The sequence below is a fragment of the Aerosakkonema funiforme FACHB-1375 genome, assembly GCF_014696265.1.
In the GTDB taxonomy this organism is placed as follows: domain Bacteria; phylum Cyanobacteriota; class Cyanobacteriia; order Cyanobacteriales; family Aerosakkonemataceae; genus Aerosakkonema; species Aerosakkonema funiforme_A.
In genome coordinates this window covers 12,077-37,023 of sequence record NZ_JACJPW010000045.1, presented here as the reverse complement: position 1 = coordinate 37,023, position 24,947 = coordinate 12,077, and the positions used below count along the sequence as shown (strand labels likewise).

General features: G+C 42.1%; 19 protein-coding genes and 1 pseudogene. 5 read left to right on the top strand and 15 right to left on the bottom strand.

Going from position 1 to position 24,947, the window contains the following annotated elements:
• Positions 1-8 precede the first annotated feature (8 nt).
• The 5 genes from H6G03_RS18270 to H6G03_RS18250 all read right to left on the bottom strand — a co-directional run bounded on the left by H6G03_RS18270 (position 9) and on the right by H6G03_RS18250 (position 6,285).
• Positions 9-2,663: a GAF domain-containing protein gene (locus tag H6G03_RS18270; protein ID WP_190466285.1), complete on the bottom strand. Its 2,655-nt coding sequence runs from the start codon at positions 2,661-2,663 to the stop codon at positions 9-11.
• A 78-nt stretch (positions 2,664-2,741) separates the two neighbouring features.
• On the bottom strand, positions 2,742-3,209 hold the full coding sequence (locus H6G03_RS18265) for a chemotaxis protein CheW (RefSeq protein ID WP_190466282.1): 468 nt from the start codon (positions 3,207-3,209) through the stop codon (positions 2,742-2,744).
• Between the two features lie 9 nt (positions 3,210-3,218).
• Positions 3,219-3,584, bottom strand: coding sequence for a response regulator (locus H6G03_RS18260; protein WP_190466277.1), 366 nt, complete (start codon positions 3,582-3,584; stop codon positions 3,219-3,221).
• 79 nt (positions 3,585-3,663) lie between these two features.
• Complete coding sequence (locus H6G03_RS18255) at positions 3,664-4,797, bottom strand: response regulator (protein WP_190466274.1); 1,134 nt, start codon at positions 4,795-4,797, stop codon at positions 3,664-3,666.
• Positions 4,798-5,109: 312 nt separating this feature from the next.
• On the bottom strand, positions 5,110-6,285 hold the full coding sequence (locus tag H6G03_RS18250; protein WP_190466271.1) for a response regulator: 1,176 nt from the start codon (positions 6,283-6,285) through the stop codon (positions 5,110-5,112).
• Between the two features lie 182 nt (positions 6,286-6,467).
• On the opposite strand from H6G03_RS18250, the gene H6G03_RS18245 reads away from it, so the two are divergent.
• On the top strand, positions 6,468-7,268 hold the full coding sequence (locus tag H6G03_RS18245; protein WP_190466268.1) for a creatininase family protein: 801 nt from the start codon (positions 6,468-6,470) through the stop codon (positions 7,266-7,268).
• A 136-nt stretch (positions 7,269-7,404) separates the two neighbouring features.
• On the opposite strand, the gene H6G03_RS18240 is transcribed toward H6G03_RS18245, so the two are convergent.
• The 3 genes from H6G03_RS18240 to H6G03_RS18230 all read right to left on the bottom strand — a co-directional run bounded on the left by H6G03_RS18240 (position 7,405) and on the right by H6G03_RS18230 (position 15,950).
• On the bottom strand, positions 7,405-8,775 hold the full coding sequence (locus H6G03_RS18240; protein WP_190466265.1) for a hybrid sensor histidine kinase/response regulator: 1,371 nt from the start codon (positions 8,773-8,775) through the stop codon (positions 7,405-7,407).
• Positions 8,768-12,190: a PAS domain S-box protein gene (locus H6G03_RS18235; RefSeq protein ID WP_190466262.1), complete on the bottom strand. Its 3,423-nt coding sequence runs from the start codon at positions 12,188-12,190 to the stop codon at positions 8,768-8,770. The genes H6G03_RS18240 and H6G03_RS18235 overlap by 8 nt, the downstream gene beginning before the upstream one ends.
• 868 nt (positions 12,191-13,058) lie before the next feature.
• A complete protein-coding gene (locus H6G03_RS18230) occupies positions 13,059-15,950 on the bottom strand; it encodes a UPF0182 family protein (protein ID WP_190466258.1) in 2,892 nt (963 codons plus the stop codon).
• 250 nt (positions 15,951-16,200) lie between these two features.
• On the opposite strand from H6G03_RS18230, the gene H6G03_RS18225 reads away from it, so the two are divergent.
• From H6G03_RS18225 to H6G03_RS18215, 3 genes and pseudogenes are all read left to right on the top strand, one after another.
• Entirely contained in the window at positions 16,201-16,839 is a 639-nt protein-coding gene (locus H6G03_RS18225; protein ID WP_190466255.1) for a peroxiredoxin, read from the top strand.
• 105 nt (positions 16,840-16,944) lie between these two features.
• Positions 16,945-17,529: pseudogene (locus H6G03_RS18220) on the top strand (Uma2 family endonuclease).
• Positions 17,530-17,615: 86 nt separating this feature from the next.
• Positions 17,616-18,590: a cysteine synthase A gene (locus H6G03_RS18215; protein ID WP_190466253.1), complete on the top strand. Its 975-nt coding sequence runs from the start codon at positions 17,616-17,618 to the stop codon at positions 18,588-18,590.
• 653 nt (positions 18,591-19,243) lie between these two features.
• On the opposite strand, the gene H6G03_RS18210 is transcribed toward H6G03_RS18215, so the two are convergent.
• Positions 19,244-19,456: a DUF6887 family protein gene (locus H6G03_RS18210; protein ID WP_190466250.1), complete on the bottom strand. Its 213-nt coding sequence runs from the start codon at positions 19,454-19,456 to the stop codon at positions 19,244-19,246.
• 98 nt (positions 19,457-19,554) lie between these two features.
• Here H6G03_RS18210 and H6G03_RS18205 point away from each other — a divergent pair, with 98 nt between their 5' ends.
• Positions 19,555-19,878 (top strand): (2Fe-2S) ferredoxin domain-containing protein, encoded by a 324-nt coding sequence (locus tag H6G03_RS18205; RefSeq protein WP_199315355.1) that lies wholly within the window; start codon positions 19,555-19,557, stop codon positions 19,876-19,878.
• A gap of 16 nt (positions 19,879-19,894) precedes the next feature.
• On the opposite strand, the gene ygfZ is transcribed toward H6G03_RS18205, so the two are convergent.
• From ygfZ to H6G03_RS18175, 6 genes are all read right to left on the bottom strand, one after another.
• Positions 19,895-20,959, bottom strand: a complete 1,065-nt coding sequence (ygfZ, locus tag H6G03_RS18200) for a CAF17-like 4Fe-4S cluster assembly/insertion protein YgfZ (protein ID WP_190466244.1) — start codon at positions 20,957-20,959, stop codon at positions 19,895-19,897.
• 51 nt (positions 20,960-21,010) lie between these two features.
• Complete coding sequence (locus H6G03_RS18195) at positions 21,011-21,394, bottom strand: hypothetical protein (RefSeq protein WP_190466239.1); 384 nt, start codon at positions 21,392-21,394, stop codon at positions 21,011-21,013.
• Between the two features lie 96 nt (positions 21,395-21,490).
• On the bottom strand, positions 21,491-22,078 hold the full coding sequence (locus tag H6G03_RS18190; RefSeq protein ID WP_190466236.1) for a hypothetical protein: 588 nt from the start codon (positions 22,076-22,078) through the stop codon (positions 21,491-21,493).
• Positions 22,079-22,247: 169 nt separating this feature from the next.
• On the bottom strand, positions 22,248-23,822 hold the full coding sequence (locus H6G03_RS18185; protein WP_190466233.1) for a GGDEF domain-containing response regulator: 1,575 nt from the start codon (positions 23,820-23,822) through the stop codon (positions 22,248-22,250).
• 238 nt (positions 23,823-24,060) lie between these two features.
• Positions 24,061-24,207: a hypothetical protein gene (locus H6G03_RS18180; RefSeq protein WP_190466230.1), complete on the bottom strand. Its 147-nt coding sequence runs from the start codon at positions 24,205-24,207 to the stop codon at positions 24,061-24,063.
• 202 nt (positions 24,208-24,409) lie between these two features.
• Positions 24,410-24,805, bottom strand: a complete 396-nt coding sequence (locus H6G03_RS18175; RefSeq protein WP_190466227.1) for a hypothetical protein — start codon at positions 24,803-24,805, stop codon at positions 24,410-24,412.
• Between the last annotated feature and the right edge of the window lie 142 nt (positions 24,806-24,947).

Below are 24,947 nucleotides of genomic sequence, written 5' to 3'. Positions count from 1 at the left end.
TTAAAGTCTTATTTTACTCTGAACTGGGCGACGCTTTCTTGAAGTTCATCGGCGACTCCTAAAAGTTTTGTGAATGAGTCGGCTACAGCTTGGGATTGTTCTGAAGTTTGATTGGCAATAGTAGCTACTTCCTGTATACTTTGGCTGAGGTTGCTGGATGTCTGCATTTGCGATGTTGCGGAAGAAGCCATATCTTCAACAAGGGTGCGAATTTGAGCGCTGACTGCGGCGATCGAAGTCAGTTTGGCTCTTGTTGTTTTGACAAGGTTGGTGCCGGTACTTACCTGTGCAATTCCAGCTTCCATCGCGGCGACAACTTCGTTGGTTTCGATTTGAATTTCTTCAACAATTTGTTCAATTTCTTTGGCAGCGCCGGCTGATTGTTCTGCCAATGTACGTACTTCTTCGGCGACAATAGCAAATCCTTGGCTTTGTTTACCAGATCCTGTAGCTTCAATGGAAGCATTGAGCGCCAAAATGTTTGTTTGATTGGCTAAATCTTTGATCAGGCTACTGACTCTGGAGATTTTTTGAGAAGATTCGCCCAAGCGTTTGACTTTTAAGGCTGTTTCTTCAACTGTTTTTTGGATGGTTAAAATCCCATCTACTGTTTTGTTCATGGCTTTGTCACCCACTTTTAATGTTTGATTTGCCTCCTGAACTTTGAGTGCTGCTTGCTGGGCGCTGCTGGCAACTTTCTGGATGGAATTTGCCATGATTTGAATTTGCTCTAAAATAGCAGCGATCGACTCTGACTGCCGTCTCGCTTCATCGGAAAGCGTATTTACGTCTACTTCGCTCACCTTGGCTGTTTGCGTTACCGCATCGGCAGATGATTGCACTTGCATAACAATGTGCTGTAAGTTCTCGATCAAGGCGTTGAAAAAGTCAGCTACGGTTCCCAGTTCGCCAGCAGTTACGCCAGCGCGAACTGTTAAATCTCCTTGAAAAGCTCCTTCTATCTGTTGCAGAAATTTTTCTAATTGTGCTTGCAATGCTTCTTTTTGTTGACGTTGTTCGGCAGACTTTGCTTCAGCTTCTTGGCGGGATTTTTCTAATTCTTTGATAAAACCAACGTGGTCGAGAGCGTATTCAATTTGTATGGCTACTTGCAGCAAAAAATCAATTTCTGACTGCTGCCAATTACGCGGACTGGAACATTGATGAACTATGAGCAAACCTACCAGTCGATCGTCTTTCCGCATGGGGGCGACGAGATTAGCTTTGACTTCAAATTGTTCTAAGGTACGAATGTGACAATCGGTTAATCCCGGTTCGTTGTATATATTGTCGATCGCACGAACGCGCCCATTTTGGTACTGGGGGACATAACGAGCGCGAAAACAGGGGTCGTCAATTTGTTCGTCAAGAGCTTTTGTCCAACCAGTAGCTACCGATTCGGCAACTATTGTGCCGCTCCAATCTGGGTTGAACTGATAAATTAAAGCTCGATCGACTTGCAAAACTTTGCGGATGTTATTAAGAGATAAGGATAAAAGTTCCGATGGTTCTGTTGCTTGACGGGCTTTCCAAGCAAGATCGCCTAATAATCTCTCTCGTCTGGCAGCAGCTTGCAGTTGTTCGATGAAGCCAACGTGGTCGAGAGCGTATTCTATTTGAGAAGCTAATTGTAAGAAGAAATCGATTTCTGATTCTTTCCAGTTGCGTGTCCCGGAACATTGATGCGCGATCAGCAAACCTACCAGTCGATTGTCTTTTCGCATGGGTGCGACGAGGTTAGCTTTGACTTCAAATTGTTCTAAGGTACGAATGTGACAATCGGTTAATCCCGGTTCGTTGTAAATATCGTCGATCGCACGAACGCGCCCATTTTGGTACTGTGGGATATAACGAGCGCGAAAACAGGGGTCGTCAATTTTTTCGTCGAGAGCTTTCGTCCACCCGGCACCGACTGACTCGGCAACTATTGTGCCGCTCCAGTCTGAATTGAAACGATAAATTAAAGCGCGATCGACATTTAAAATTCGTCGAATCCCAGCCAGAATTCTGTTTGTCAGTTCTTGGGTATCTGTGGCTTGACGCGCTCTCCAAGCTATGTCGCCCAGTAACCTATCTCGTCTGGCGGCTGCTTCTTTTTCTGCTAATAGCGTTTGCAATCGATCTGCTAGTTGGTTGATGTTAGATCCTAAGATGCCGAGTTCGTCTTTTGCTTCAAAGTTAATGCGCGTATCGAGTTTACCTTGTCCGAGTTGCTTGACGGCAGCTGCTGCTAGCAATATGGGAAAAATGGCGCGGTTAACGAGGAAAATGGCGATCGCACTCCCTATCGCTACAGAAAAGCCTGTGCCAATTACTACACCAGCTAATTTGTCGGCAGAATAATAGCTGGTTATGCCTATTATCAATGTTGGCATGGTAGCGATCGCGATCGCACCGATTGTGGCTTTATTTTTCAAACTCAGTTTTTTCCACCATCCAGTTTCGATCTCCAGTGCTAGGGTATCGATTAGTTTGTTTGGAGATATTGAATTGCTTGTAACTGGCAAGGAATCTGAGGGATCTTGTAACGCCACTGCACTGGTTTCGGCATTTGGCGCTACTGGGAGAATTTCCGATGAAGAAGACAGTGAAATTAAATTCCCTTGCTCTTCAGAATTGATAGTACTATTTGAGGTTGAAGTTTTGGTAGATGTCCGATCCATGTGAGAAACCTTGTTATATTTTGTCGTCGATTGGCTTAAATTTTACCCCTAGACCCTATTTGACAGAACGTAAAAGTATTATTGATGTCGATGTTTGGCTAAAAATTCCATAATGGGATTTGCATCTAAAATCAGCATATTTTCGCCGTTCGGGTTGATTATCTGACCTTTTAGACATAAGGTTAACACCTGCATCTGGGGCATGGCAATTTTTGGGGGTGGCTGGATTTGGGAGCGATCGTAACCCATCATATTGCCCAATTCCTTAACTGCTAAGCCCAAAACTTTACTTTTATTGCGAACTACCACGATGGTATATTTTTGATAATCCAAATCTTGGGAAAAAAGGGAACCGATCCCTAATAGATAAGCTAGATCTACCAGCCATAAAACTTGCGATCGCCAGTTACAAACGCCCATAACACCTGCGGGCATATCGGGTATAGGCGTAACGTGACTGGGCTCTAAACTAAACACTTCAGCTAGCCGATCTGTTGGCAGTACTGCTTTATTTTCGGGCGTGAGATAGAAGCTGAGAAATTGCATTTTTGCTATTTAAGATTGGATAAAGCGTTGGACTGTTTGCAGAAGTTCTTCCCGATCTAAGGGTTTAGTTAAATAAGCAGAAGCTCCCTGTTTTAAACCCCAAGTTTGATCTATTTTTCCATTTTTGCTGGAGCAAATTATAATCGGTATATGGCTGGTTTTATCTTCGCTTTTTAGCTTCCTACAAAACCCAAACCCGCTTTCTCCAGGCAAAACAACATCCAATAGAATAGCATCGATCTTTTTTTGAGAAACTATTACTTTTGCCGCTTCTGCGGTGTTAACTGTAATAGTATTTAGTCCTACTTCCCGAAGAGAATTACAGATAAATTGCGCTTCGGTTATGCTATCTTCTACAACTAAAATTGTTGCCATATGCTACACCAAAATTTCCCATTTATCTTAATTATAAGATAACAAAAATTACATCAAACTTTACGGTAAGAACTGACGCCTATGGTTGCCGATCGACAGACAAGTACTTCTGGATTACTTGTAAAACTTTTTCAGGTTCTGGCGGTTTGCTCAAAAAGTCAGAAGCTCCAGTCAATTTGGCTTGACCGCGATTCACAACGCTATCTCTACTGGTGAGAATAATAATTGGCGTTTTCTGAAACATTGGTGTTTTCCGCAAAAATGTGCAGATGTTATAACCGCTGGCATCAGGCATGAGCAGGTCGAGAAAAATTAAGTCTGGTTTGTGCTTGACGAGTGCAGACATTTGCCGCAACGGTTCGGTTATTTTCAGCACTCGATACCCAGCCGGTGCCAGGATTTTTTCTAAGGTTTGTGCAACTACAGGGCTGTCATCAATACAGGCAATCAAGGGTTGTTTATTGCTAGAGGCACTCTCGCCCGCACTCGTCGATCGAACTTTTTTCTTGGTTTGCTTTAAAATTGGTGAGGACAAATCCGGTACTTCTTTTAGTTCTACAGCACCCCGCTTAATCAAAGGAAGCAAGGAGAGAGTTACGTTTGTAACAGGACGCTTCAGCTGATAAGCAATATCCCAAAGGGTGTTGTCTCCGTTGAGTAATTTTTGTAGGCTCCAATTTTGCTCTTTAGGAGGCTCTTTCCAAACAGGTACCTGTTCGGGTAAAATGTTGTCTAAACTCGCTTTTTGCCATTGTTGCCACAGGTGTTGAACTTTTTTGATACTTTGCTCTATCTCTTCTGAGGGCAACGGTAAAGATGATAAAATTTCAACATTAGGTTGTTTGCTGGGCAACCAACGACTGCCTGTAACTGAATGGCAAGCTAGAGAAAATAAAACTTCCTCCGCCATCGTGCGAATAACAGCTTTGGCTTGAGTGATGCTAAGCTGTTTTTGAGCGAGCCCAACGTTTAGCAGCTGGTACTCCCAAGGTTCGTTAAGAGAAGTTTCTTCCGGTACGAAGTCAGGGCAATTTTGCTTGAGAGCTCTTTGCCACCGTCGGCAGCGATGAAAACCTCCAGGAGTACAGAGGAGGTGACCGCGATAGAAGTTTAGCTTCCATTCGCTGTTGCTGCTGTTGAGAAGCCATTCTCCGGTTGCTCGTTTCTGGCTCAGCAATGCTATGTTCTGGGCTAGTTTAGGTAATGTAGACATATTAGTGGCGATCGCGCAGCTAACGGCTAAGTTATCTAGTTTACGGATCTTTACTCTTTTTAATATAGTGCTTTTTCCCCGTAAAGCTATGATATCCGTCTTAAATTTAATTTAATATTTATTTTACGAAAAACTACGCATAATTAGCATCTATTTAAACAGAGAGGACGAAAAAGCACGGAAAAAATTTAACTTTTTACAAAAAATATACCTGTAACTTAGAGTCGGTGTCTCCAATTTTACATACCTTGCACCTCTTACCAATTTGACCCAAAAGGGCAAAGCCTTAAGAAGGCGCAAGATATTGAGATTTCATTGTGCAAATTTTAATGTATGTTCATGACGTATGACCTGGATATCGCGATCTTTTTTTACGAGGTATTTCTGAAGTGTTTGCATCACTTTTTCTCGCTCGGCAGGTTTGCTTAAAAAATCTGAAGCACCTATTAATCTCGCATGGGCGCGATTAATAATATTATCTCGGCTGGTGAGAATAACAATTGGCGTTTTCTCAAATATTGGCGTTTTCCGTAAAAAAGTACAGAGGTTGTAGCCATTCGTATCTGGCATAAGCAAGTCGAGAAAAATTAAGTCAGGCTTTTCCTTAACGAGGGTAGTCATTTGCTGTAAAGGGTTGGTTATATTTAGCACGCGATAGCCAGCTGGTAAGAGTAGATTTTCTAAGGTTTTGCCCATAACCGGACTATCATCAATGCAGGCGATTAAAGGCTTATGTAGCGATGTGATATTCGGACTTACTAAATTTGATGATGCTCTTGAAATTTGTCCTATTGGCAAAGGTAAATCTCCTACTTGTTTAAATTCGACTATGCCTTGGCTAACCAAAGGAAGCAAGGAAACCATTGCTGCGATCGCGGGAATGCGATTCTGGTAAGAAATATCCCAAAGGGTGTTTTCACCGTTGAGTAAAGATGCCATATTTTCCATCTTTAGATTTTTTACCAGGTGGGGCTGTCTCAAAATTGGCGCTAAACTAGGTGAAAAATTTCCTAAATCCTGGGCTTGCCACTGTTCCCAAAAACGTAGAATTTTCTGAAATATTTGGTTCGCATCTAGTAAAGCTATTTGAGTGTTAGGTGGTTTGCTGTTTTGCCAACGGCTCTTGACAGGATTTGCATAACTGACGATCTCGAAAAATACTTCCAAAACGCTAGTTTGAATTATACTTCTAGCTTGGTTAACACCGATCTGATTTTCAGCAATGCCTTGCTCGATCTGATGGTACTCCCAAGGTTCGTCAACAAAAGATGCTTTAGGTATAAAGTTAGGGCAGTGTTGTTTCAGAGCCCTCTGCCAGCGCCGGACTCGATGGCTTCCTCCAGTTGCATAAAGTAGCCGACCGTGAAAAAAGTATAGCTGCCATTGCTGTTTGCTGCCAGCCAAAATTAATTCCCCGGTTCCTCGTTGATGATTCACCCAGTCTAGTAAATGCGCTATCTTGGCCACAAATAAAGAGTTTGCGTTCATTTTTATTAATTTTTCTTAATTGATTTATGTAAATATTAAAAAGTTTTTTAATAAGCTTTGCAACTGTAATTTTGCTGAAATTATCGTTTTTATGTCTGGATACGTTGATAAATTCAACAGTAGAGTATAGTTGGTTGGCCAGTTGAATACGGATAAAATGCAGACATAGTTAAAAAATGATTATGAAATCGAGCTTCATTCCACCAACGCGCTTTTTTCCTTACCTCCGCTGGACAGATATCCAGGCTATGCCGGATAAAGCCAATGTGGTGTTAATTTTACCTGTGGGAGCGATCGAACAGCATGGCCCCCATCTGCCCCTAGTTGTGGATGCAGCAATTGGCGAAGCGGTACTGGGTAAGGCGCTGGAAAAACTGGAACCCGACATCCCAGCTTACGCCTTACCATCCCTGTACTACGGCAAATCGAACGAACACTGGCATTTTCCCGGCACAATTACCCTCAGCGCCCAAACTCTGTTGGCAACCATTACCGAAATTGCCGAAAGTCTTTACCGCGCTGGTTTTCGCAAACTGGTGTTGATGAATTCCCACGGGGGTCAGCCCCAGGTGATGGAAATTGCGGCGCGGGATCTGCACGTCAAGTATGACGATTTTTTGGTTTTTCCTCTATTTACGTGGCGGGTACCGCAGATAACCAAGGAATTACTGACGCCCAAGGAACTACAGCTGGGTATTCATGCGGGTGACGCCGAAACCAGTTTAATGCTATCTATTTTGCCCGACCAAGTGAAAATGGAAGCGGCGGTGATGGAGTATCCCGATTTGCCAAACGATAATCTTGTGACGATGGAGGGTAGGTTGCAATTTGGCTGGGTGACGCGAGATTTGAGCCAAAGCGGAGTTGTGGGCGACGCGACTGTGGCGACGAAAGAAAAAGGCGATCGCATCCTGGAATCGCTTTCGGATAGTTGGGTAAAAATGATTAAGGATGTTTACGTTTTTCCTCAACCTACTTTTTGAAGTTGCTGGCGCAGAGGAATTTCAATCATCAATTCTGCCCTCTCTCCTGGTGTCGATAAACACTTCTTGGGTGAAAGCCATTTTGGTGGGCACTGCCCACCCTACGTTTAATTATGCCCACCTACTTAGATAAAACTTAAAAGTTAATATTTTTTTGTTCATATCGATGTCGCAGTGGCAGAATAACCGTAAAAGTTGCCCCCTCTCCCGGTACGCTTTCACAAAAAATTTCTCCGCCGTGATGCTCCACCACAATTTGATAAGCGATCGATAGACCCAATCCAGTTCTAACACCTACTTTCTTAGTTGTAAAAAATGGATCGAAGGCTTTCTTTTGGATTGCTTCTGTCATTCCTGTACCATTATCGGCAATGCGAATTATTACTCGATCGCCCTCCTTAATTTGCGTGCTAATACTAATGGTAGGTGATGGATTTAACTGTTCGGTACTATCCTCTGACAAAGCATCGTTCGCGAAGCGTGACTCCAAAGAGTCAATCGCATTATTCAAAATATTCATAAATACTTGATTAATTAAAGCTGCATAGCATTCAACTAAAGGTAGCGTTCCGTATGCTTTTACTACTGTAATAGCTGGGCTATTAGGCTGTTCGTTCAGGCGATGCTGTAAAATCATCAAAGTGCTATCAAGTCCTTCATGGATATCTACTGGTTTGAGTTCCGCCTCACCAAGGCGGGAAAAATTTCGCAAACTCAACACAATATCTCTGATTCTTTCAGAACCCACCTTCATAGAAGCTAAAAGTTTCGGTAAATCTTCAGCGAGAAATTCTATGTCTAGCGACTCTTGCAAATGCTGAATATCTGTGGAAGGATTGGGCAACGCTTGTTGATATATTTGAATTAATTGCAGCATCTGAGATATGTAGTCATTTATATGGCGAAGGTTGCCATATATAAAATTAATTGGATTATTAATTTCGTGGGCAATGCCAGCCACTGTTTGTCCCAGTGAAGACATTTTTTCACTTTGAATTAATTGAGCTTGAGTTTGTTGTAACTGGTGCAGAGCTTGCTCAAGCTGTTGGGATTTCTCCCGCTCTAAAGCTGACGACTTTTGCAGGAGAGCATTTTGTTCGGCAAGTTTATTTTGCAAGCGCTGGATGGTTAAGTGCGTTTCAACTCGCGCCAAAACCTCTTCAAATTGAAATGGTTTGGTAATGTAATCTACTCCACCCACAGAAAAAGCTTTTACCTTATCGAGTACATCGTCAAGGGCACTTAAAAAAATTACAGGAATCTCGCGAGTTTTGTCATCGCTTTTCAGTTTTTTGCAAACCTCATAACCATTTATTTCCGGCATATTGATATCGAGCAAAATCAGATCGGGAGGAGAAGCCTGCACTCCCATCAGCGCCATTTGCCCATGCAGTGCTTTGCGAACTTTATATCCACAGTCCGTCAATATAGTGGCTAAAGCGTTGATGTTGTCGAGAGTATCATCAACTATTAAAATTTTTCCTTTTGATTCGAGATCTTCAGTCATGATTAATTTGCTCAATTAAATCTGTAATTTTATCAAAACGAACTTTTTTAGCTAACTCTACCAAGGAGTTAGCTAGACGTGCATCTAAATTTTTAATTTGTTCGCTCAGTTGTACGATCTTGTCCTCATCCAATGCCTTAGCAGCTTGGTATAGTTGCACTATCCACTCTTTTGGCATAGCAGCCAAATCCTCTGAACTGAGTTGCCAGCTAGTGGTTTGTTTTGGTATTTGTAATTTTTGTTTGACCGCTGATTCTTCATAGACATAACGCACCCCCAAATATTCAGACATTTTGCTAAAAATCACTTCTTCTCGAAAAGGTCTGCTGACAAAATCATCGCATCCCGCAGCTAAAACCGTAGCGCGGTTCTCCGCAAAAGCGCTCGCAGTTAAAGCAATAACTACAGGTGGAGGTACGGGGCATTCAGAATAATGATTTCCTTCTTCACTATAGCTTTTTTGGATTGCTTTGATTTGCTTAGTAGCCTCATATCCGTCCATCACAGGCATCTGCATATCCATCCAAATTAGGTGCGGTCGCCAATTTTCCCAAATCGCGATCGCTTCTGCACCGTTAGCAGCTTCCTCCACTTGAAAACCTAGTGGAGAAAGTAGGTTAAAAAGCAACAATCGGCCCTCCGATTTATCATCAACTACCAAGATGCGATACTGAGGTTGGTCTGCTGCTAAACCAATTACCTTTTGGCTCAGTGTTTGATTGGGAACTTCCGTCGCTTCAGCTAACTTAATTTGGATATTAAATTGAAAAATTGTTCCTTTACCCAATCTGCTGCTGACGGTGATATCTCCGCCCATCAGTTGTATGAATTGACGGCTAATAGGTAAACCCAAGCCTGTCCCGGACTGAGATTTCTTACCTGTTTCTGTTTGTACGAACGGATCGAATAAGGTTGGCAATTCCTCTGCTGCGATGCCAGGGCCTGTATCTTCTACTTGAAATTGAATAGTTGTTTCTCCTATCCTTTTTTCAGCCAATGATGCCCGTAATATTACTCTACCTTTTTCAGTAAATTTAATCGCATTACCTAGTAAGTTAATTAACACCTGACGTAACTTACTTTCGTCAGTTTTGACATATTGGGGTATGTCTTGCGAACGCTCAAAAATAAGTTGCAATCTTTTAGATTCAGCTTTAAGCTGGAACATTTCTGCAAGCGTATCGAGGAGGCGAAACAGGTCAAAACTATGTTCGTGCAGTTCGATTCTGCCTGCCTCGATTTTGGACATTTCCAGTACGTCGTTAATCAAGGTGAGTAAATGTTCTCCGGAACGATTAATAATCCCTAAATGTTCCTGCTGTTGCTTAGTGAGGGAAGAACCCCGCGCTAGGACTTGGGTAAAGCCTAAAATAGCGTTTAGCGGCGTTCTCAGTTCGTGACTCATTTTAGAGAGAAATTCGCTTTTGGCTCGATTGGCTGCATCTGCGGCTTCTTTTGCTTTTTTAAACTTAGCTTCCGATTCTCGTAAAGCATCTTCTGCTTGTTTGCGATCGGTAATATCTCGACCTACTCCCTGGAATTCGATAAAGTTGCCTGCCTCGTCAAAAATTGCCCTGTCTGTCCACTGATGCCATCTTTGCACTTTCCCAAACAAAACTCTATGTTCGATCGTCCCTATGGGGTTATCTGAATTTAAAGACGCAAGCAACTGTGCGATATTAATTTTATCTTCTTCCGGCACTAAACCCTCAAAGCTATGCCCGATTAGTTCCGATCGCTTGGCATTAAAATATCGACAATACGCATCGTTGACAAATGTCAGTGTACCATCAGGTTTGAAACGACAAACTAATTCGGTTTGATCTTCTACAACTGCACGATAGCGTTCCTCACTTTGTCGCAGCGCATCTTCTGCACGTTTGCGATCGGTAATATCGTTCATAACCGAAAGGATATACACTTCTCCACCCAGATCGATCCGATCTGAAGATAAAAGTATCGTCCTTATATCACCTGACTTAGTGCGGACATTTAATTCTTGATTGCGTATTTTTCCATCTACTTGCAATAATTGTTTGTATTTATTAAACTCTTCTGGATTGGCTAAAATATTCATTTCCAGTACTGTATGGCCGCTCACCTCCGAGCGAGAATAACCAAATATACTCGAAAAGCTATCGTTGACATCAATATATGTGCCATCTGAAAAATTGGTAATTGCGATCGGATTTGGCGAAGACAGAAAAGCTTTGGCGAACTTTTCTTGCTCGACTCGCAAAGCCAATTCTGTTTGTTTTCTAACGATGATTTCCTGCTGTAATTCTTGGGTGCGTTCTTGCACTTTAATCTCTAGGGTCTGGGCATACTCTTTTTGAGCTTCATAAAGCTGAGCATTTTCTAAACAAATTGCTGCCTGAGAACAGAGCAATTTCAAAATTTCCAATCGTGCCGGAGTAAATGCCCCAGTAGTTAAGCTATTTTCCAGGTAAAGAATGCCGATTAACTTACCTTGACCGAGTATAGGAGTACATAAAACAGATTTAGATTGGTGTGCGATGATGTATGGATCGTTGCTAAATTTTCCGTCAGTACGTGCATCGTTTAAAACTACATATGACTGACTTCTAGACACATAATTAATAGCAGATACAGGCAATATATCGCTACTTGTAACTGGCATTGATTGCCGTACTTTTACCTCATTTTTGGCCATATTCCCGGACGCTTCTATCAGTAGTTTACCTTCTCGGTTGAGAATGAGGAAACCTGATTCTGCTCCAGCATTTTCCATAACGATAAGCATCAGCTTTGCCAGTAAATTATCCAGCACAACTTCACCGACAAGCGCTTGACAGGCTTTCATCACTGTGCTTATATCTAGCACGCTTTCATAACCTTTAGTGGAAATCGATTGCGAAGTTTTTGTGAGTGTCACCAAATGCAATTCTGCCGAACTGTTTCCCATCGTCGGTGCAGCTGTCATGGCAACATCTTTACTGATGGTTTCGCGGTGAACTAAGGACGAGAAAAACTCAGGATATCTTTCTTCTAAATCTTTAACCTTTGCTTTGGCTCCACAGCGAATATAGGTATAATAAGACTGAGTTAAATAGAATTCCCCTACTTTCTTTATACCAAGAGATAAATAAAACTCTGCTGCTAGTTCGTTTGCTAGTGCTTCTTCCTGAATGTATCCGTTTTGAGAAGCTTCTTGAATTGCTAGTTGATAATATTCGTTTGCTCGCTCATTTTGACCCAATACTCGTGCTATTTCTGCTTCCACTAAATCGTACTTATGTTTGAACTTATTTGGATTGTCATAAACCCACTCTTTCATTTTCTTTTGATTGGATGCGACTCGGCTTAAATATTGCTTCTTTTCTCTTTTTGAAGCGTTGGGATATTCAGCCAATAGTGCTAGAGAATAATGTATGTTATGTACAGCGTTCTGCATATTACTACCTATAAATTCTGCGTCTTTTTTAGCAAGTTTACCTGGTTCTATTTTTATTAGCTCTCCTCGCTCCAACCCTATTTCGATTTTCTCGTCCTGGGGGATTGTTTTTTTTGCAGGCCCTTTCCAGAGCGAGATAGCGCTATTAAATCCTGCGCTCGCTTTCGATTTTAATTCTTTGGTAAATTGAACTAAGAACATCAAGGCCAGTTCCATAAACCAATTTACAGAATTCACTTCTTTTAGCCTCACATATACAATTAGGCTACAAACACCAGCCCTTAGAGTTTTTCCAAATGAATAATTAATCTTAGTTATGAAGAACAGGCGGAAGAAATTTAATAATTTTATCCCTGTAAATTAGTTGTTTGAAACAAATTTTAATAATTCTCGATGTCTGTGAAGATAGGTTAATGACCCTATAGATCGCCGTTTTAACACGTTCGTAAATCATTGACCTAATTTGAAAAAATAGCTTTCTTTAGGTTAGCTTTTTTGTTCCTGTGTGGCAAGGGCTTTTTCTGTTTGTCAAATATCAATGACAAGCAAAAAATAGCGGCTCTCCCCTGCTAAGTGTGAAAGGGCGAATTTGCGGACATAAAACTTAAGATAGGAAAAAGCCTTATACAGTGATAATACAAACAAAACAATCTCATCTGCCGATCGTACAGCATACGGGAAAGCCAAAAAAGTAAAGATTTTTTTAGATTTTCTGCAAAATGCAAAAAAAGTTTACAATGGTAGTTTGCGGTATTTTTGTATTTGGTGAGCGATCGCATCTCCTCGCCTGCGCCTCTAGTAGGAGAAGTTTCATAGTTTTTGGATTGTCGTCATTTCCAATCAACCATTAAAAATCAACTATATACTATTATCTTTCTCGAACAATTGGTGGAGTGGGTTTCGGCTGCATAAAAATTGCTTTAATTGCTTGTTCGAGAGTTTTTCCCATCACAATCTTGTTTTCATAAGCTACAACGACCCTTACTAATGTCGGCAAACTATTGTGCGTTGCTTCCAAATAAAGCGGTTCTACATAAATCAAAGACTTCTCGATCGGAATCGCCAAAAGATTTCCTTGCAGCACTCGCGAACCTTCGCGATTCCATAGAGCAATTTGCTGGGAAATGACGGGATCTTGGTTAATTAACGCTTCAATTTGTTCTATTCCATATACCAGTTCTTGTTTAGGGAACTGGTAAAGCAATAGCTTTCCGTAGTTTTCTCCATCCGAACGTCCAGCTAGCCAGCCAATTAAATTAGGGCGCTGGCTGGGGGTAAATGGCAACAACAGAATAAATTCTTCTTTTGTTTCTGTAGGCAACTTCATAATTAAATAGTAAGGTTCCATCCGTTGCGGTTCGTTACCGTAAATTTCGGTAGGAATCTGCCAAACATCTTCGCGATTGTAGAAAACTTGCGGATCGATCATGTGGTAAGTTAGCAATCGTTCCGATTGGATGCTGTAAAAATCTACTGGATAACGTAGATGACTGCGTATCGTTACAGGCATCTCGCTTAATGGTTTAAATAGTTCCGGAAAAATAGCTTTCCAGGAATTAATAATTGGGTCTTGGGAGTCGGAAATGTAGAAAAATACCTTGCCATTGTAAGCATCAATCAGAACTTTGACAGAATTGCGTATGTAATTAAATTTGTCATCGCCGGGATCGGAATAAGGGTAGCGCTCGCTTGTAGTATAGGCATCGACTAGCCAATACAAATAATTTCGCGAAGTAGAGGAAAAACTTTTATCTGCTTCATATAAATTTGCATTAGCAACTACAAGATATGGATCTTTGTCATAACGTAAAAAAGGAGCGATCGTCCTAACTCGCAAATCGATATTGCGGCGCAAAAGCACTTTAGTTTTCGACGTAAAGTTTTCAGCAAAAAGCATTTGCCAATCTTTTAAATATTCAGCAAATACTAAACGACGCCACCAGGAATTAATGCGTATACCACCCCGTCCATCATAGGAATTATAGACATTTTCATCACCTGCTGGATAGTCCAACTCATTCACGTTAGTTGGAGCAATAACATAATTATCACTAATTTCTCCATAATAAATTCGAGGATAATTAATCGGAATGCTAACACTAATTTTTTGACTGGAAGTTTCCAAGCCACCACCTTTATTTGGATTGGGGCTATTAATATTTTTAACGAAGTAATCTGGCAGCCCTCCAGCCGCAACGGTATTCACAGGAGACATAGTAAAACCATAACCGTGAGTATAGATTAAGTGTTTGTTTACCCAAGTTTGAGCTTCTTTTGGTACAGCACTGTAATCTAACTCCCGTCCCGCCAAAATCACTTGCCGCTTTTCAGTATCATTATTATCGCTTTTCAAGGTGTAGCGATCGATATCGGCGTTAGCAAACTTGTAATAGGGTCGAATTTGTTGCAGCTGTCGATTAGTTTGCAATAGGGGGCGCGTATCCCAAAGACGAATATTATTAATAGTCAGATCGTTAGCCTGGATTTTTTCATAAGTTAGCCCTCCTTCAGGTTCAAATGTTCTGACTTCGATATCATCAAGACCAAATGCCTGACGTGTGAGGGTAATGCCGCGCTCTATGTAGGGTATTTCTCTTGCTAATTCGTTGGGTTGGACGATGAACCGTTGCACTGCATTCGGCAATAAAACGGCAAAAGTAAAGACGCAAAACAGGAAAAAGATAGGCAAAATTTTACTTATCCTATTTAACCAAGGCTTCTTTTTTGGAAACCAAAAAACAGTTTGCCACAGCAGGAAAACTCCGATCGCCAGTGAGAGAAAACTTAACCCGGTATAAACAGGTAATTGCACCGTCACATCCGTGTAAGTGGCACCGTAAGTAACTCCGCGATTGGAATAAACCAGTTCGTAGCGGCGTAACCAATAGCTAAAAGCTATACTAAGCATAAAAGCACCGCCCAGTCCGTATAAGTGGCGCTGCTGTGACCTGCTGAAACCGGGAAAAATTCCTTGGCTGAGGCTATCTCCAGATAGTAAATAAACTAATGCGACAGCTAAAAAGGTGTACAAAAATAATCCTAATAGCCAAAATTCTAGTAATTCTCGACCGGGCAAAATAAATACATAAAAACTAATATCTCTATGAAATAACGGATCGGTGCGGTTGAATAATGTGGGATGAAAATACTGCAAAACTTCAGCCCAGTATCCGGATACGATCGCACCAAAACATAAACTCATGAGAAGCCCGACCGCTTTCAAGCAAAACTGGGGGCGACAAATAATCGGAATCGCCATAATTGTCAATACACCCAGCCACCAAATTTGCCCGGGCGGCAACCCCAAAATCTGCCAAATCGAACTGAAATCGAAACGAGGCGGTAATAATGGTGGCGCAGTAGCACTGCTGCGATCGGGTTGCCAAAAGTTTAAGGCAGCCCGACCGTAATGAATTAACATCATCCCAACTAGGAAACTCAATGCCACCACAGCAGACATCAGCCAGGGCAGCTTTATCCTCCTCGTGACAGAAGATACCCGTATCTGTTCTTTCGTTGTTTCTGGTTTGGGATGCTGCCACCGTTGCGCTATCCACAGATTAAGCACGATAAAGACTGTGCTAGCAGTGGATGCGATCGCCCACAACCCCAGCTGCGTCTTCAGACTCAACAAAAATACCGACAGATACGAAACTTCGTTAAACCATAGAATTTCTACTGCTAAATGGGACAGCAGGTTATAGACCAACCACAGTCCCAGCAGTAAAGCGATCGCTTGAAAAATGATTTTCCCCAACACAGATTTTAGCGATTAGCTCGATTTTGCCAATAGCTACATTTTGCACTAAGTTGCACTTTCCCCATCCTTCAGTCTAGATCCTCTGTAACTATGGGTAGGTGCGATCGCCAAACCAGGCATAGGCATTTATTCCCGTTTCCCCGACCCCAATTCTTAAAATATCTAAACTCCGCTCGGACAACGGGAGTATTTATGGCATGATCTCAAAGTAAATGATTTAGCGGTTTCAGATCAGAGGAAACCAATTATTATGGCGCTTAGACTTGGCGACACCGTACCCAACTTTACTCAAGCATCGAACGAAGGCGAAATTAACTTTTACGACTGGGCAGGCGATAGCTGGGTCGTACTTTTCTCCCACCCCGCAGATTATACACCAGTTTGCACCACCGAGCTAGGCGAAGTCGCCCGTCTCAAACCAGAATTTGACAAGCGCAACGTCAAAGCGATCGCTCTGAGCGTAGATGACGTGGAATCTCACAAAGGCTGGATTGGAGATATCGAAGAAACCCAGAGTGTCGCTCTCAATTATCCCATTCTGGCAGATCCGGATAAGAAAGTCTCTGACCTTTACGACATGATCCACCCGAACGCCACCAACACCGTGACCGTTCGGACAGTCTTCGTAATTGACCCGCAAAAGAAATTGCGTCTCAGCTTCACCTATCCTCCCAGCACAGGTCGCAATTTCGACGAAATCCTGCGAGTCATCGACTCCCTGCAACTGACGGATCAATATAGTGTAGCGACTCCAGTTAACTGGAAAGATGGGGATGATGTGGTGATTGTCCCTTCTCTCAAAGATCCCGAAGTCCTCAAGGAGAAATTCCCCAAAGGTTACCAAGAAATTAAACCCTATCTGCGGATGACACCTCAACCCGACAAGTAAACTCAAAGTAGGGTGGGCATTGCCCACCTTTTTTTAGGTATGTTGTTACACTTTATGGTTCAGTCATAATGTTATTTAGTAGGAGTAACCCTTGAGGAAATTGATATGCTTTCCGAACTCATAGTATTGCGGATGCCGCCAGCACTGCAAATGACAGACGAGCAATTTTTTGAGTTCTGCCAAATCAATTGCGATTTACGCATAGAACGCAACAAATTTGGAGAATTAATAATTATGCCCCCCACAGGTTCGGAAACAGGAAATAGAGAATTTAACATATTAGGACAGCTATGGGTATGGTCAGAACAAGATGCTACTGGTATAGCTTTTAGCCCAAGTACCGGATTCAAACTATCAACAGGTGCAGAGCGATCGCCCGATGCTTCCTGGATAAAATTAGAACGGTGGAATACTCTTTCTTCTGAATAAAAACAAAAGTTCGCTCCTATTTGTCCCGACTTTGTAATTGAACTCAGGTCACCTTCCGATAACCTAAAACCATTACAAGAAAAAATGGCAGAATATATGAGAGAGCCAGGAGTACAGTTAGGCTGGCTAATTGACCGAAAGCAGCGACAAGTTTATATTTATCGTCCAGGTCAAGAAGTAGAATGTTTAGATAATCCCGATACAGTTAGCGGCGATCCTGTATTACCTGGATTTGTGCTTAATATGAGTAAAGTTTGGTAGAAAGATCGATCGCACTCCCAAAAAATTATAAATCCTAAAATACCCCAATAAGTCAAAATTTTAAAGGAACTCAGGTAAATCCCAAAATGGACATCAAAAACGGCTTTATAGGCACAGTTGGCAACACGCCCCTAATTCGGTTAAACAGCTTCAGCGAAGAAACCGGCTGCGAAATCCTCGGCAAAGCAGAATTTCTCAATCCCGGCGGGTCAGTGAAAGACCGCGCCGCCCTCTACATTATCGAAGATGCCGAACAAAAAGGCTTACTCAAACCAGGCGGTACAGTAGTAGAAGGAACCGCAGGCAACACAGGCATCGGATTGGCCCACATTTGCAACGCCAAAGGCTACAAATGCCTGATTATCATTCCAGATACTCAATCCCAAGAAAAAATGGATATGTTGAGGACGTTGGGTGCAGAAGTGCGTCCCGTTCCCGCCGTACCTTACAAAGACCCGAATAACTATGTGAGACTTTCTGGCAGAATTGCCTTCGAGATGGAAAACGCCATTTGGGCTAACCAATTCGATAATTTAGCCAACCGTCGCGCCCATTACGAGACTACCGGAAAAGAAATCTGGGAACAAACGAACGGTCAAGTTAATGCCTTCACTTGCGCTACCGGAACAGGCGGTACTTTAGCAGGTGTGGCGATGTACCTGAAAGAAAAAAATCCCGATGTGAAAACTGTTTTGGCAGACCCGATGGGCAGTGCGCTTTACAGTTACATCAAAACAGGCGACCTTAAAATGGAAGGCAATTCGATTACAGAAGGAATTGGTAACAGTCGCGTTACCGCTAACATGGAAGATGTGCCGATCGACGACGCGATCCAAATTGACGATAAAGAAGCTGTGCGCGTAATTTACCAACTGTTGAAAAAAGATGGCCTATTTCTGGGCGGTTCTTCCGGTATCAACGTAGGTGCAGCTGTAGCCTTGGCCAAGCAAATGGGCCCAGGTCACACGATTGTCACCATTCTCTGCGATAGCGGCAGTCGTTATCAATCGCGACTTTACAATCGGGAATGGATGGCATCAAAAGAACTATTACCTGATTAGTCATTGCTCATTGGTCATTGGTCAAGAGAAAATTCCTACTAACTTTTGGCTATTAACAAATAGCAAATGACAAATAACAATTAACAATTGACCACTGACCAATGACAATCACGCAAATCAACGCATTAGCAGCACATCAAAAAATTTTTCTATTCTTTGGTAGCCTTAATTATACTGATTTGTCTAGCTATAATATTAATTCAATCCAAAGAAATAGCAGATTCTAGACAAAAAGTTAAAGATCTAGAATCTCAAATTGAAAACCAGCAATCTGAAATTGAAAAGCAACAATTTGAGATTAAACGTCTTAGTGAACTTTTGAATAAGAGGGCTCGTTGATATTCAAGTATATTCATAGATAATCTAGATTTGGCTATGACTCTAGCTGCTCCCAATGCCGTGATTCCAACAACAAATGTATGTCAAGTTTTATTGCTGCCGATTTATGGCAAAATATTGTGAGTTAAACCTGATAATTTTTCCCAGAGCTATTTTAGTTCTCAGCACTCACTTTTCTGACAAATAAATATTACACATTTTTGCAGGGACACGGCATAATTAAAATTGAGTGAGCTAATTTGATGATGCAGTGTCCCTACAGGATAATTGGCTATGGATAACAGCGCAATAAAATGCGATCGCACCCATCCAACTTACTCTTCTTCTCGTCTCTTTTGCCGTTGTTTTTCCAGCAACTCTGGAAAATGTTTCAAATCATCAATAGACTTAGGTGCTGGAAATTCTATCCAAGTTCCCTCCGCTTGTACTTTATCCATATAGGCATAAAAAGCTTCATCATCATCTCGATGTTGGAGGATGTAAGCTCGTAATTCTTTGCGACTCATTGCCTGAAAATCTGATTTCATAAGTTATATCTCCATCTTCATAATTAAAAGGTGCGATCGCACTTCCATTTTCCACCTCTGTTAGTTTTCCGCATTCACCTGCCCCCATAATGGTAAATATGAAATCAGAACGCGCATTGCAAAATGATTCAACTACTAGCAAAAAAGTGCTGATCTGCCAAAGTAAAACTTGTTCCAAACAAGGCGCAGCCAAAGTTTTAGCTGCTTTTGAGGAACACCCTGTTGCTGGGGTAACGATCGCTTCTACCGTTTGCCTGGGACAATGCGGCCAAGGCCCGATGGTGCTAATCCAACCGGAGAAAATCTGGTATAATCGCGTACTGCCAGAGGAAGTAGCGACTATTATCGATCGACACTTGCAGGGCGGAAAACCAGTCAAATCGATGTTGTATGCTAAATTTCATCCGCAAGTAAAAGATTAGACACTTGATTCTATGGTTATTCGTGAGTAATAAAAGGTACATCTACTACTTCACCTTCCGTTCCTCCTACCTGCACTTTCAGTCCTTTACCGCCAGCTTTTGTACGAACATAACCCAGTCCGAAGCAACCTCGATCGCTTTCCGTATAGCTGGTAAGTTTACCGACTTTTTCATCTCCAACAGTAATAATGCTACCTGGTTCGGCAGGTGCTTGCAGACGAATACCCCAAAGTTGTTGCTTGACTCCTTTATAAGTGTTCAATCGGGCAATAGTTTCTTGACCGATGTAGCAACCTTTACTAAAGGAAATTGTTTGCCACAGTCCCGCCTCTAAAGGATTGTAATCCTCAGTTAGTTCGCGATCGGGTACTGGGCGTCCTTGTTCTATTCTTAATTGTTCCCAAATGCTAGAGCCCATAGGCACAGCACCCGCTTGCACTAAGTTACTCCAAACTTTTGCCGCATCGCCAGCAGGAACAATTAAAGTGTATCCCGGTATTGCCAAACCGCTACCGACAGCAACGCGAACCTCAACTTTATCCCCCGCTTCGGAAGAGGGGTTAGGCAAAATCGGCAATAATTGATGACTGGCGTAAGCTTGACCGATAATTGACTCAGCCCCCAACTTTTCCAAAATCGCATCGCTTTGGGGCCCAATCAAACTAAAAGTAGCCGTATCATCTGTAATATCGGTTAACTTGACCTTATCTGCGAAAAAGATATATTGGTCTAACCATTTCATCAACTTGTCGCGGCGATTGGGTGAAACCAGCAGCAACACAGCATCTTCCAACACATAGCCAGTGGCTAAATCGATTGTGCGAGCTGTAGAGGTGACAAAAACAGTATCGCAACCTTCTCCTGGTTTGAGTTTCTGGAAATCGTTGGTACTTTGGTTGTGCAAAAATCGCAGTCGATCTGCATCGCCAACCAGAATTCTACCCCAGTGAGAGCGATCGCACAAAGCCACCCCTTCTTGTACCGCCAAAATAGCTGCCGCATCATTGCCAAAACTAACAGCTACCGAATCCTCAAATTTCGCTCCAATTGATACTTCTACATCTCGCAATGCCTCAATCATTTCTGCGTGCCTCTGCGTTTTCTTTTGCGTACATTTGCGTCAAAAAAATTACTAAACATCCGGCAAATCAGCAAACACTTGTTCCACCACTGCCCTTGTTTTTACCTCCAAACGCTCCCAATCCACATCCCCAGTTTCATCGATGAGACTTGTATCGATATCAACTTCTTGACTTTCCAATTCGCTGTGTGTGGGTTGGTAGTCAACGAAACACACTTGATAGCATAGATCCCACAAATTGACACTCATTTGATAGTCTCGATGTTGCAAACAAAGCAAGTACCCCGGATAAGGGTATTGCACTTCTTCGTAAGTCCCCTTCCAAACAGATTGCTCCAACTGTTTGCGAATGTTATCGATGACGCGGAGAAAGGCAGGTTGCATCAGTAGTTCGGCTTGCTGCCATGCCACCATGTTAGTAATTTTGGGCTTCATGGGCTTCAAGTAGTGAGAAAATTGGTTTGACTTTGATAATCCCACGCCACAAGTCATAGAATTTCAAATTCAACAAGTCTACTTAAAACCTTACCGCTATTTTCTCAGCGGTGGTGGCTCGGGGACGTTGAGACGCTGTGGCTCAGATCTATTCAGGCGCTCCGGCTGAGGGATACGCTCCAGGGAAGCTTTAAAAAAATAAACCCGGCTACAGTATTCAGAAGAACTAGAGCAGATGGTTTCTATCGAAACATTGCTAACACCGACAACATTGAATAACAAAGAGGCTGTCTGCGCCGCTGTCACCGTTCGAGTAGCAACTTGCCGCCCATCCAAGTAAATATTGACAGTGTTGGGAGGACTGGTTGTATCTCGGTCCAGCATACCAAATTCCAGCTGAAGAGTTTGAAATTTGGGTTCGGAATTTTCTGGTCTGATTCTACAAGTAACAGCGGCAGAGCCATTACTCGGACTCAGATTCATCAAACTTTTATAGACCGCTCTGCCAATAGCAACATCTTCCCTATCCGGACGCCAGCGACCGGGGCCACTACCAACGCAAGTAGTCTTTACAAGAGAAACAGGGTTTTCGCTCCCCTGTACAACTTGTCCCCCTATGATTGCCACAGTCAAGGATAGCATTGCGCCAGCGATGACTTTACCGATCGACTTGGTTGTTTGCATAAGTAGATTTTCAAGCTAACAGGTAAAAATCCTTACCTATGATATCCAATTGCTCGCGCCAGAAGAGGTTAATTTTCAAAATTACAAGCTAATGAGCTTAAAATCAGAGCTGAAGCCCCGATCGGCTTTGATTTGCTGTTCGCCGCAGATTCCTCGATATCCCTAATTCTTAATGCGAGCAGCGGCAGTCTTCCAGCCCTATTATATAAGTGCGATCGCGACCCTGCTTTTTCGCTTTATAGAGAGCTTTATCAGCCGCAACTACTAGCTTTGCAGGCGAAGATACATCACTGGGAACCGTGCTAGCAACCCCCAAACTAAGAGTAACGTACTGGCGGATTGGGGATCTGGTATGACTGATTTTCAACGCTTTTACTCTTCTGCGGATTTGTTCGGCTAAGTAAAACGCATCCCTTGGCTTTGTGTTTGGCAAAATTACCGCCAATTCTTCTCCCCCGTAACGAGCTACCAAAGCACCCGGACGATTCACCGCTGCTTGAATAGCTTGGGCGATTTGCTGCAAACAGAAGTCTCCTGCTAGATGTCCGTAAGTGTCATTGTAAAGTTTAAAAAAATCGACATCGCAAAGAATTAAAGACAAAGGCAATGCGCTCTTACAAAAGTTGAATTCGTCAGATTCTTCTATTTGCAAACGCCGCCATTCTTGATTTAGGTAAGCATTAAATCGACGGCGATTTGCTAGCTGCGTCAGGCTATCTAAATTGGCAATGCGACGCAATTTTCGATTTGCCATCTTCAATTCTTCGTAAAGTTGAGCTTGTTGAATAGCTATTCCCACTTGCGTAACAAATTGCTTGAGTAAATCTATTTCTACTTGCTGCCACTGTCGCGAGCGCGAACACTGAAGAGCGATCAGCAATCCCCATAATTCTTCTCCCTGCCGGATCGTAACTACTAAGTCTGATTTGACTTGAAAACGAGTTAATAAGTCAACATAGCAACGGTTAAATTCACCTGGATAAATATTTTTTATGTCTTTATCCTCTCTTTCTCTATAAAAATTGAATAAGTTTTCTGTAATGTAGGAATCTATACTTGCGTTTTCTAAAACAGATGTCCATTCTGGGCTAACAGATTCTACAGCTACAAATCCGCTGTGCTTAGATTTAAATTGGTAGATAATCACGCGATCCGTTTGGAGAAACTGCCGTACTTCATTTACAGTTGTATTGAGAATTTCTTCTAAGTTCAAAGATTTACGGATACGCTCTTGCATAGAAGCAATCAACCGCTCTGTCTCCATCTGCTTTTGCAGGCGTACATTTTGCTCTTCCAGTTGCTTTTGCAGGTTCTGGATAGTTAGGTGGGTTGTAACTCTAGCTAAAAGTTCTGCTGGCAGTATGGGTTTTGTAATATAATCAACCGCTCCAAGTTTAAAGCTTTTAATTTTGCATTCCGTTTCTGCTTTTTCAGTCATCAAGACCACAGAGATGTTTTTAGTAAGTTTATTTAATTTTAACTGACGACAAGTTTCAAAGCCGTCAATAATTGGTGATGTTGTATCCAAAAGTATAAGATTTGGTTGGTAATATTCGGCTTGATAAATAGCTGTTTCGCTATTGGTCGCAAACAATAGCTTAAAATCTAAATTGATGAGAATTTCGCGCAAAAATTCTAAATTACTAATAGCATCGTCGATAATTAAAATCGTATTTTTATTAGCCTGACAAATGCTAAGTTCGATTTGAAGTTGATGATTGGGGATTTGAGGTTGTTCTAGCATATGACCGCAGTAAGAATCAGGAATAAGTAAATTATTCCTTGTTTTCCTAGTTCGCTGCGTGATTGGCTACCTTAAGCTTTTGTGAACATTACGTATAAATCCGGTGCTTTTAAACTGTATTTCTATGTGAGTTTGTCCTTATAATGCTTGTGATCTAGGTCACAAGCCTCTCCGACTCCCAAGTAAAAGCAGCTTGACTGCAAGGTTACGATCGATACTGCAAACCCAGGTTAGACGATTAGGTGCGATCGCCTTCAGTAGCACAACAGACTAGGCTATGGCAAGCGATCGTCGATAAATGTAACCCTCTGGCGGGGCGTTGGCAGAGTTTGGTGTTTGGTGTAGTGCGATCGATCTGGCTTTTGAACTTTATAATAAAGCTCATAAACTCAAAATCAGCAAAGCAGAAAGACAGCTGTTAACAGATGATGAGTTTGCACGGTTTCAAGAAATATTCAAATGACTTTAGAAGAAATGAATTTAGAATAAAATCTAGAAATAGATATAAGAATGAGGTTGCCTGAGCGGCAACCCCATATTATCAACCCATATTACTTACCAGAATTAACCCTCATCCAGCGCAAAGATTACCCTGCTAAAGACACTGTATTTGTGAATGCGCTAGCAGCAACAGGTATAATTTGAATGCTACAGCGGATCTCATCAGCATCTCCTGTCGTTGGATCTTCTTGCAGATCTTTTCTCAGTGCCTTGGCTGTACGTGTCCGGGAAACAGCAACTCCTGCACCCGGTATGGTTATGTCTTGAGTTGGTAGAATATTGCTTACCAAAACTTGATCTACTGGACTAGGCGCATCTACTCCCAATACCTGGATGACTTCTTGGAATTTAAACCCATCTGTCTGTAAAATAACTTCATTGGCAGTGAAAGTTACATTGTATTTAACTTCAATTTTTACCTTTTGTTGACCGCCCTCAGTAAATGGAGTTAAAGTTAGGGTTGGACTAGCAATAGTTGCCACAATAATTCTCCCTTTGTTTGACTATCAATGAGTTAATCGAATTGTTACAACAGCATATTCCTCCAAGTAAATTACCTATCCGGATATTTCGCTCTGTAAATTAGAAGTTGTCCAAACTTGTTTTTGAGCCGTGCCGTTCCAA

Coding starts and splice junctions, on each gene's coding strand:
- H6G03_RS18270 (WP_190466285.1), bottom strand. CDS start 2,663: ATGGATCGGACATCTACCAAAACTTCAACCTCAAATAGTACTATCAAT.
- H6G03_RS18265 (WP_190466282.1), bottom strand. CDS start 3,209: ATGCAATTTCTCAGCTTCTATCTCACGCCCGAAAATAAAGCAGTACTG.
- H6G03_RS18260 (WP_190466277.1), bottom strand. CDS start 3,584: ATGGCAACAATTTTAGTTGTAGAAGATAGCATAACCGAAGCGCAATTT.
- H6G03_RS18255 (WP_190466274.1), bottom strand. CDS start 4,797: ATGTCTACATTACCTAAACTAGCCCAGAACATAGCATTGCTGAGCCAG.
- H6G03_RS18250 (WP_190466271.1), bottom strand. CDS start 6,285: ATGAACGCAAACTCTTTATTTGTGGCCAAGATAGCGCATTTACTAGAC.
- H6G03_RS18245 (WP_190466268.1), top strand. CDS start 6,468: ATGAAATCGAGCTTCATTCCACCAACGCGCTTTTTTCCTTACCTCCGC.
- H6G03_RS18240 (WP_190466265.1), bottom strand. CDS start 8,775: ATGACTGAAGATCTCGAATCAAAAGGAAAAATTTTAATAGTTGATGAT.
- H6G03_RS18235 (WP_190466262.1), bottom strand. CDS start 12,190: ATGCAGAACGCTGTACATAACATACATTATTCTCTAGCACTATTGGCT.
- H6G03_RS18225 (WP_190466255.1), top strand. CDS start 16,201: ATGGCGCTTAGACTTGGCGACACCGTACCCAACTTTACTCAAGCATCG.
- H6G03_RS18215 (WP_190466253.1), top strand. CDS start 17,616: ATGGACATCAAAAACGGCTTTATAGGCACAGTTGGCAACACGCCCCTA.
- H6G03_RS18210 (WP_190466250.1), bottom strand. CDS start 19,456: ATGAAATCAGATTTTCAGGCAATGAGTCGCAAAGAATTACGAGCTTAC.
- H6G03_RS18205 (WP_199315355.1), top strand. CDS start 19,555: ATGAAATCAGAACGCGCATTGCAAAATGATTCAACTACTAGCAAAAAA.
- ygfZ (WP_190466244.1), bottom strand. CDS start 20,959: ATGATTGAGGCATTGCGAGATGTAGAAGTATCAATTGGAGCGAAATTT.
- H6G03_RS18195 (WP_190466239.1), bottom strand. CDS start 21,394: ATGAAGCCCAAAATTACTAACATGGTGGCATGGCAGCAAGCCGAACTA.
- H6G03_RS18190 (WP_190466236.1), bottom strand. CDS start 22,078: ATGCAAACAACCAAGTCGATCGGTAAAGTCATCGCTGGCGCAATGCTA.
- H6G03_RS18185 (WP_190466233.1), bottom strand. CDS start 23,822: ATGCTAGAACAACCTCAAATCCCCAATCATCAACTTCAAATCGAACTT.
- H6G03_RS18180 (WP_190466230.1), bottom strand. CDS start 24,207: ATGAGCTTTATTATAAAGTTCAAAAGCCAGATCGATCGCACTACACCA.